7 protein-coding genes are annotated in these 6,644 nt (G+C 76.1%); 4 read left to right on the top strand and 3 right to left on the bottom strand.

Translation table 11 applies throughout. The annotated features are described in order from the left end of the window. Nucleotides 1-107: 107 nt before the first annotated feature. The 3 genes from ACZ6EJ_RS20510 to ACZ6EJ_RS20500 all read right to left on the bottom strand — a co-directional run bounded on the left by ACZ6EJ_RS20510 (nucleotide 108) and on the right by ACZ6EJ_RS20500 (nucleotide 1,490). The gene (locus tag ACZ6EJ_RS20510) at nucleotides 108-335 is read right to left on the bottom strand and encodes a DUF3107 domain-containing protein (RefSeq protein WP_010061602.1); all 228 of its coding nucleotides are present in this window, start codon (nucleotides 333-335) and stop codon (nucleotides 108-110) included. A 129-nt stretch (nucleotides 336-464) separates the two neighbouring features. Next, nucleotides 465-1,106 carry a TetR/AcrR family transcriptional regulator gene (locus ACZ6EJ_RS20505; RefSeq protein ID WP_469268906.1) on the bottom strand — a complete coding sequence of 214 codons (642 nt, stop codon included), beginning with the start codon at nucleotides 1,104-1,106 and terminating at the stop codon, nucleotides 465-467. A 168-nt stretch (nucleotides 1,107-1,274) separates the two neighbouring features. Beyond that, nucleotides 1,275-1,490 carry a hypothetical protein gene (locus tag ACZ6EJ_RS20500; protein ID WP_469268904.1) on the bottom strand — a complete coding sequence of 72 codons (216 nt, stop codon included), beginning with the start codon at nucleotides 1,488-1,490 and terminating at the stop codon, nucleotides 1,275-1,277. A gap of 140 nt (nucleotides 1,491-1,630) precedes the next feature. On the opposite strand from ACZ6EJ_RS20500, the gene ACZ6EJ_RS20495 reads away from it, so the two are divergent. The 4 genes from ACZ6EJ_RS20495 (at nucleotide 1,631) to ACZ6EJ_RS20480 (ending at nucleotide 6,566) form a co-directional block, all read left to right on the top strand. Then, complete coding sequence (locus tag ACZ6EJ_RS20495) at nucleotides 1,631-2,596, top strand: alpha/beta fold hydrolase (protein ID WP_469268902.1); 966 nt, start codon at nucleotides 1,631-1,633, stop codon at nucleotides 2,594-2,596. Nucleotides 2,597-2,604: 8 nt separating this feature from the next. After that, nucleotides 2,605-4,035 (top strand): DUF3152 domain-containing protein, encoded by a 1,431-nt coding sequence (locus ACZ6EJ_RS20490; RefSeq protein WP_469268901.1) that lies wholly within the window; start codon nucleotides 2,605-2,607, stop codon nucleotides 4,033-4,035. Between the two features lie 753 nt (nucleotides 4,036-4,788). Then, nucleotides 4,789-5,754 carry an NAD-dependent epimerase/dehydratase family protein gene (locus ACZ6EJ_RS20485; protein ID WP_469268899.1) on the top strand — a complete coding sequence of 322 codons (966 nt, stop codon included), beginning with the start codon at nucleotides 4,789-4,791 and terminating at the stop codon, nucleotides 5,752-5,754. After that, nucleotides 5,742-6,566 carry a spherulation-specific family 4 protein gene (locus ACZ6EJ_RS20480; RefSeq protein WP_469268898.1) on the top strand — a complete coding sequence of 275 codons (825 nt, stop codon included), beginning with the start codon at nucleotides 5,742-5,744 and terminating at the stop codon, nucleotides 6,564-6,566. Before ACZ6EJ_RS20485 ends, ACZ6EJ_RS20480 begins: the two co-directional genes overlap by 13 nt. The last annotated feature ends 78 nt before the right edge of the window (nucleotides 6,567-6,644 follow it).

Genomic DNA, 6,644 nt, shown 5'->3' with positions numbered 1-6,644 from the left:
CACCACACCCCGCCCCCCCCCCCCCCCCCCCCCCCCCCCCCCCCCCCCCCCCCCCCCCCCCCCCCCCCCCCCCCCCCCCCGCTCCCCTGAGCAACGCGTCCCGTGGACTACAGCGCGCCGAACCCCACCCGCCGGGTGGTGGGCTCGCCGATCTCCACGTAGGCGATCCGGTCCGCCGGCACCAGGACCTTGCGGCCCTTGTCGTCCGTGAGGCTGAGCAGCTCCGCCTTGCCGCCCAGCGCCGCGGCGACCGCGCTCTCGACGTCCTCGGCGGAAAGCCCGCTCTCCAGAACGATCTCGCGGGGCGTGTGCTGCACCCCGATCTTGACCTCCACGGCTATGTCCCTCCGACGGTCAGTCCCTGCGCGGTGAACCGCGCCGTACGCAGCCACATTAGCCCGGCGGGGGCACCGCTCAGGGCCCGACCGGCAACGCCCGCAGCGAACACGGCGTCCGGCGCGGGCTCAGTGCTGCTCGGCGCCGTGCAGCGGGAAGCCGGCGATGCCGCGCCAGGCCAGCGAGGTGAGCAACTGCACCGCGGTCTCCCTGGGGATGGCGGACCCGCTGGAGAGCCAGTAGCGCGCCACCACCTGCGAGACGCCCCCGAGCCCGACCGCCAGCAGCATGGACTCGTCCTTGGAGAGCCCGGTGTCCCCGGCGATCACGTCGGAGATGGCCTCGGCGCACTGGAGGGAGACCCGGTCGACCCGCTCGCGGACCGCGGGCTCGTTGGTCAGGTCCGACTCGAAGACCAGCCGGAAGGCGCCGCCCTCGTCCTGGACGTACGCGAAGTAGGCGTCCATGGTCGCCTCGACGCGCAGCTTGTTGTCCGTCGTCGAGGCCAGCGCCGTGCGGACCGCCTGGAGCAGCGCCTCGCAGTGCTGGTCGAGGAGGGCGAGGTAGAGCTCCAGCTTGCCGGGGAAGTGCTGGTAGAGCACGGGCTTGCTGACGCCGGCCCGCTCGGCGATGTCGTCCATCGCGGCGGAGTGGTAGCCCTGCGCGACGAAGACCTCCTGTGCGGCGCCCAGCAGCTGATTGCGTCGGGCGCGGCGGGGCAGCCGGGTGCCCCGCGGGCGCGCCGCCTCTGTCTGCTCGGTGGCTGTCACGCCGCCTCCCAAATATCTGTTCCAGCACAGTCGGTCCGTGCGCACTGCGCCGTTAGAGCCATCGTACTTTTGGGTAACCCGGCTGCGCGCGGCGCGGACGCAGAATTTCACGGACCGGACCCCTGCGGAAGCCGTCCGCGTCCGCGGCCGCGGGCAAACCGGGGCGCACTACCGGTAATCGTCCTCGTCCAGCGGGATGACCCTGCGCTGCTCCGCCGCGTCCGCCTCGTCGGCGAGGGCGGGGTCGACGCTCTCCACCGGTTCGTCGTCCTCGGGGCGGACGTCCCTGCGCTGCTCCGCGGCGTCGGCCTCCGGGGCCTCGTGGCCCGGACCGTCCGGCTCGGCGTCCTCGAAGGTGTCCGGGTCGCTGGGGTCGACCGTCATGGGGGCTCCCTTCCTCTCCTTGAAGCGTAGGAGCATGACTCCTACCCCGCGACGCGGCTCCCACCGGCCCGCCGCCGGGCCGTGCGCCCTGTGACGGCGAACACACGAACCAGGGCGTGATCGTCTCGTAACATTGCCGCATGTCTTCGACCGATCTGCCGGGAACCCGGGCCGCCGCCGCAGCGGTGGCCCCCACGGTCAGCGCCGTCCGCGTCGCCGACGGCGAGCGGCTGCGCTCCGTGTCGCTGCCGGGGATCGGTCTGAACATCCGCTGCCGACCGGGCGCGCGGACCGGTCTGCCCCCCGCGCTGTACGTGCACGGGCTCGGCGGCTCGTCGCAGAACTGGTCCGCCCTGATGCCCCTGCTGGCCGACGTGGTCGACGGCGAGGCGGTCGACCTGCCCGGATTCGGGGATTCGCCGCCGCCGGACGACGGCGACTACTCCATCACCGGGCACGCCCGCGCGGTGATCCGCCTCCTCGACGCGGAGGAGCGCGGGCCCGTCCACCTGTTCGGCAATTCCCTGGGCGGCGCGGTCTCCACCCGGATCGCCGCCGTCCGCCCCGACCTGGTGCGCACCCTCACGCTCATCTCGCCCGCGCTGCCCGAGTGGTGGGTGCAGCGCCCCGCCGTCCCCACGGGCCTCCTGGCGGTGCCGGGGGTCGCTCCCCTGTTCGCCCGGCTCACGCGGGGCTGGACGGCGGAGCAGCGCACGCGCGGAGTCATGGCACTCTGTTATGGCGATCCGGCACGGGTCTCCGAGGAAGCCTTCCGCAACGCGGTGGCCGAGATGGAGCGGCGGCTGGGGCTGCCGTACTTCTGGGACGCGATGACGCGCTCGGCCCGAGGCATCGTCGACGCCTACACCCTGGGCGGCCAGCACGGACTGTGGCGGCAGGCCGAGCGGGTGCTCGCGCCGACCCAGCTCGTGTACGGCGGACGGGACCGGCTCGTCTCGTACCGGATGGCGCGCAGGGCGTGCGCGGCCTTCCGCGACGCCCGGCTGCTGACCCTGCCCGACGCGGGGCACGTGGCGATGATGGAGTACCCGGAGGCGGTCGCCCAGGCGTTCCGGGAGCTGCTGGACGATTGCGGCGGGAGCTGATCCGGGGCGTGGGACGACACAGCCGAAAGAGCTCCGAGGCGATCCGCCCGGAGGCCGCCGCGGCGGAGCCGGGCGGCGAGCGCGTCGCGTCCCGCGCCGCTCCGGGCAGCGGTCGGCGCAGGCGGCCCGCGCCCGCGCCCTCCCAAGAGGGGCGCTCCCCGTTCTCCCCGGACGCCCCGCAGGTGCGCGGCGGCCATCCCGAACAGCGCGAGCGGGGCGGTGGCTGGGGGGCCGGGCCGCAGTCCGCCGCCGATGAGGACCGCCCGGCCGCGACCGCCTCCCGCAAGCACTCCGCCGCCCACCGGGGCGGCGACGCCCGGTCGTACGCCCCCGCGCCCCCCGGCCCCGCCGAGCGCCCGGACGCCTCGGTCCGCCGGCAGGCCGTGGCCCGCCAGGTCTCCGCCCAGCGGGCGGCCCAGCGCGCCGCGGACGGCCGCGCGGCGCGGCAGCCGGCCGCGGGCCCGACGGTTCCGGGCCCGCGCCGCGAGTTCGTCGACGCCTTCGACGAGGAGCCGCCCGCACCCGGACCCGACGCGGCACCGCCCGCCGGGCCCCCGGCCGGCGGGGAGGACGCGGACGACGCCGGGGCGGGGGGGCCCGCCGGGGGCGGGGCCTCCAGGGGCGGCCGGGGGCGCGTGGCCACCGGCATCGCGGCCGCCGCGGTGACCACCGTGCTCGCGGTCATCGTGGCCGCGCAGGCGACCGAGGACTCCGGCGACCGCGGGGCGGCCGCCCGCGCCGGCGGGGTGGAGCGGCCGGGCGGCCGCGAGGGCGCCTCCCGCTCCGACGACCGGCCGGGCCCCGAGCGGCCCGCGCCCCGGCCCGAGGTCAAGGCCCTGTCGTACGAGGAGCGGATGGCGAAGCCGTATCCGCTCGTCCCGGACCTGACGGGCGACGGCACGTTCGAGGCGGTGCCCGGTCTGGCGAAGGCTCCCGGCAAGGGCCACAAGTGGCGCTACCGGGTCGACGTCGAGAAGGGGCTCGGCCTGGACGCCGGCCTCTTCGCCGAAGCCGTGCAGAAGACGCTGAACGACGACCGGAGCTGGGCGCACGGCGGCGCCATGACGTTCGAGCGGATCTCCTCGGGGAGCCCCGACTTCGTGGTCACGCTCGCCAGCCCCGGAACCACCGGCGCGTGGTGCGCCAAGTCCGGCCTGGACACCACGGTCGACAACGTGTCCTGCGATTCGGCCGCCACCGACCGCATCATGATCAACGCCTACCGCTGGGCGCAGGGCGCGGCCACGTTCGGCCCGGAGCGGATGCTGGCCTACCGCCAGATGCTCATCAACCACGAGGTCGGGCACCGGTTGGGCCACAACCACGTGAGCTGCCGTACGCCCGGAGCCCTCGCCCCGGTCATGCAGCAGCAGACCAAGACGCTGAAGCTCAAGGGCATCGCGTGCAGGCCCAACCCCTGGGTGTACCCCGGCGGCTGACCGCTCCCGCCCCGCTCCTCCGCCAGGACTGGCCGTGGCCTGACGCTCCGTGACGACGGACCGCTGTATCGCAACGGAACGCGACGGGTGGGGGAAAGTTACGGCGGTTCACCCCTTTCGGTGGCGCGATGGACAACCGTCCGTCGCGCCACTGGCGTATCCGCTTACGGTCGTCCCGCTGTGAGTCGCCGTCTCCGACGGCGGCCGCCCATACGGGAGATCGGGGTGCACACGTGCGGATCGGACCGCTCACCGACGGTGGTCGGCCGTATGCGACCGGTGAGGCCGGGCGAGTGAGCGGCGCACGGGGTGCGACGGCGTGCGCCGAGCCGTTCCCGCCCCGGACCGGCGGCGTGCGCCCGCGCGCGGTGACCGGCGCCCGCCGTCCGCCCCGCTTTCCGGGCCGGTGGGGCCGGGCGGGCCGGGGAGCGGGCGCCCCGCCGTGGCCGCCGGTGGAAGGCGCCCTGACGGTCCGCCCGCCGACCGCAGGACAGGCCGCGCGGGCTCGTGCGCACCGCCCCGCCGCCCTCGGGCCGCGGCCCCGCGCCCTGCCCGCCCGCGCCGGGACCTGAGCCGGTCCCGGCCCCGTACCGACCGGGGCCGTTCCACTCCACGACCGTCCGACCGACCCGCCCCGCGGAGCCGACGCCGCGGGTGAACCCGGCGCCGAACCGACCGAAACAAGGAGAAACCCGCGATGACCCCCCAGTACCCCGCACCGGCAGTTCGCCGTCGGCACCGAGGCGGTGCGCGATGAGGGTGCTGCTGCTCGGAGCCAACGGATTCCTCGGCCGCTTCGTCGCCGACCGCCTGCTCGCCGACCCCGCCGTCCACCTCACGGCCCTCGGGCGCGGCGACGACGCCGACGTCCGGTTCGACCTCGCGGGCGGCAGCCCCGGAGCGCTCACCCGCTTCCTGGACGCCGTCCACCCCCAGGTCGTCGTCAACTGCGCGGGCGCCACCCGCGGCGGCGCGCGCGACCTCACCCGCCACAACACCGTCGCCGTCGCCACCGTCTGCGAGGCCCTGCGCCGCAGCGGCTGCGGGGCCCGGCTCGTCCAGGTCGGCTGCGCCTCGGAGTACGGGCCCTCCCAGCCCGGCTCCTCCACCGCCGAGGACGCCGTCCCGCGCCCCGGCGGCCCGTACGGCGTCAGCAAGCTCGCCGCCACCGAGCTGGTCCTCGGCTCGGGCCTCGACGCCGTGGTGCTGCGGGTCTTCTCGCCGGTCGGCCCCGGCACCCCGGCGGGCTCCCCGCTCGGCCGGCTCGCCGAGGCGATGCGCCGGGCCATGCAGGCCGGGGACGGCGAGCTGAAGCTCAGCGGCCTCGGCGTGCAGCGGGACTTCGTCGACGTACGGGACGTGGCGCGGGCGGTGCACGCCGCCTCGCTCTCCGCCGCCCAGGGCGTCGTCAACATCGGCACCGGGCGGGCCGTCCGGCTGCGCGACGCCGCCGCCGTGCTGGCCAGGGTCGCCGGGTACGCGGGCGCGCTCAACGAGCTGGACGGGCCCCCCGCGCGGCTGCCCATCGGGGCCCCGCGCACCTCCGCCGAGTCGGTGATGGAGCACCTCTCGGCGACCCCGTCGCCCTACCCCGACGGCTGCGGGGCCTGGCAGCAGGCGGACGTCCGCACCGCGCGGGACCGGCTCGGCTGGCGGCCCCGCATCAATCTGGAGGAGTCCCTGGCGGACATCTGGATGGAGGCGGCGTGTCGTATCTGACCGCCACCGACGCCGCCCGCCGGACCGCGGGCGGCCGGCAGCTCGGCGTCGGCGTCCCCGGCTACGCCCACCCGCTGGTGGCCCCCGCCGAGTGGGCCGAGCTGAGCCGTCCGGGCACCCCGCTGCACTGGGCCGTCCTGAACATCGCCGAGGGTCCCGGCACCCGGCCCGACCCGCACTGCCTGGAGGCGGCGGGCAGGCTGCGCGGCGCCCGCGAGCGCGCGCTGCGCGGCGACGCGCGGGGGGACGCCGTGCGGGCGTCCGGCGGCAGGCTGCTGGGCCACCTCGACCTCGCCCGCGGCGAACGCCCCCTCGACCAACTCCTCGCCGACGCCCGCGCGTTCGCCGACTGGTACCGGGTGGGCGGCTTCTACCTCGCCCGCTGCCCCGCCGAGCGCGCCGGACTGCCCGCGGTCCGGCGGCTGGCCGACGCCCTGCGCGCGGTGCTGGCGGAGGGCGGGGGCGCGGACGACGGGGGCCGCCTGGTGCTGGGCCACGGCGCGCAGCCCCATCCGGGGTACGCGGAGGCGGCCGACCAACTGGTCACCTTCCAGGGGCCGTGGACCGACTACCGCTGGTCCCAGGTGGCCGAGTGGACGGCCGACTACCCCCCGGAGCGCTTCGCCCACTTCGTCCACGGGGTCCCGCGCACCCATCTCGACGAGGCGATGCGGATCGCCCGCTGGCAGGGCGCCGGGACGATCTTCTTCACCGACCGGGACGGCCGAAGCGGACAAAGCGACCCCTTTGCGACGCTGCCCAGGTACTGGGACGAAATCGTCTCGCGGATCGGACCGGGTCTCTCGGAATGAGACGGGTCGTGGCAGTGTTACGAGGAGAACAACCGTACGTAGTCGGCCGTATGTAGGTCGATGTGCGTAGAAACCGAC

This window comes from Streptomyces sp. NPDC041970, assembly GCF_055588985.1.
This window is presented reverse-complemented; position numbering and strand designations above follow the sequence as displayed.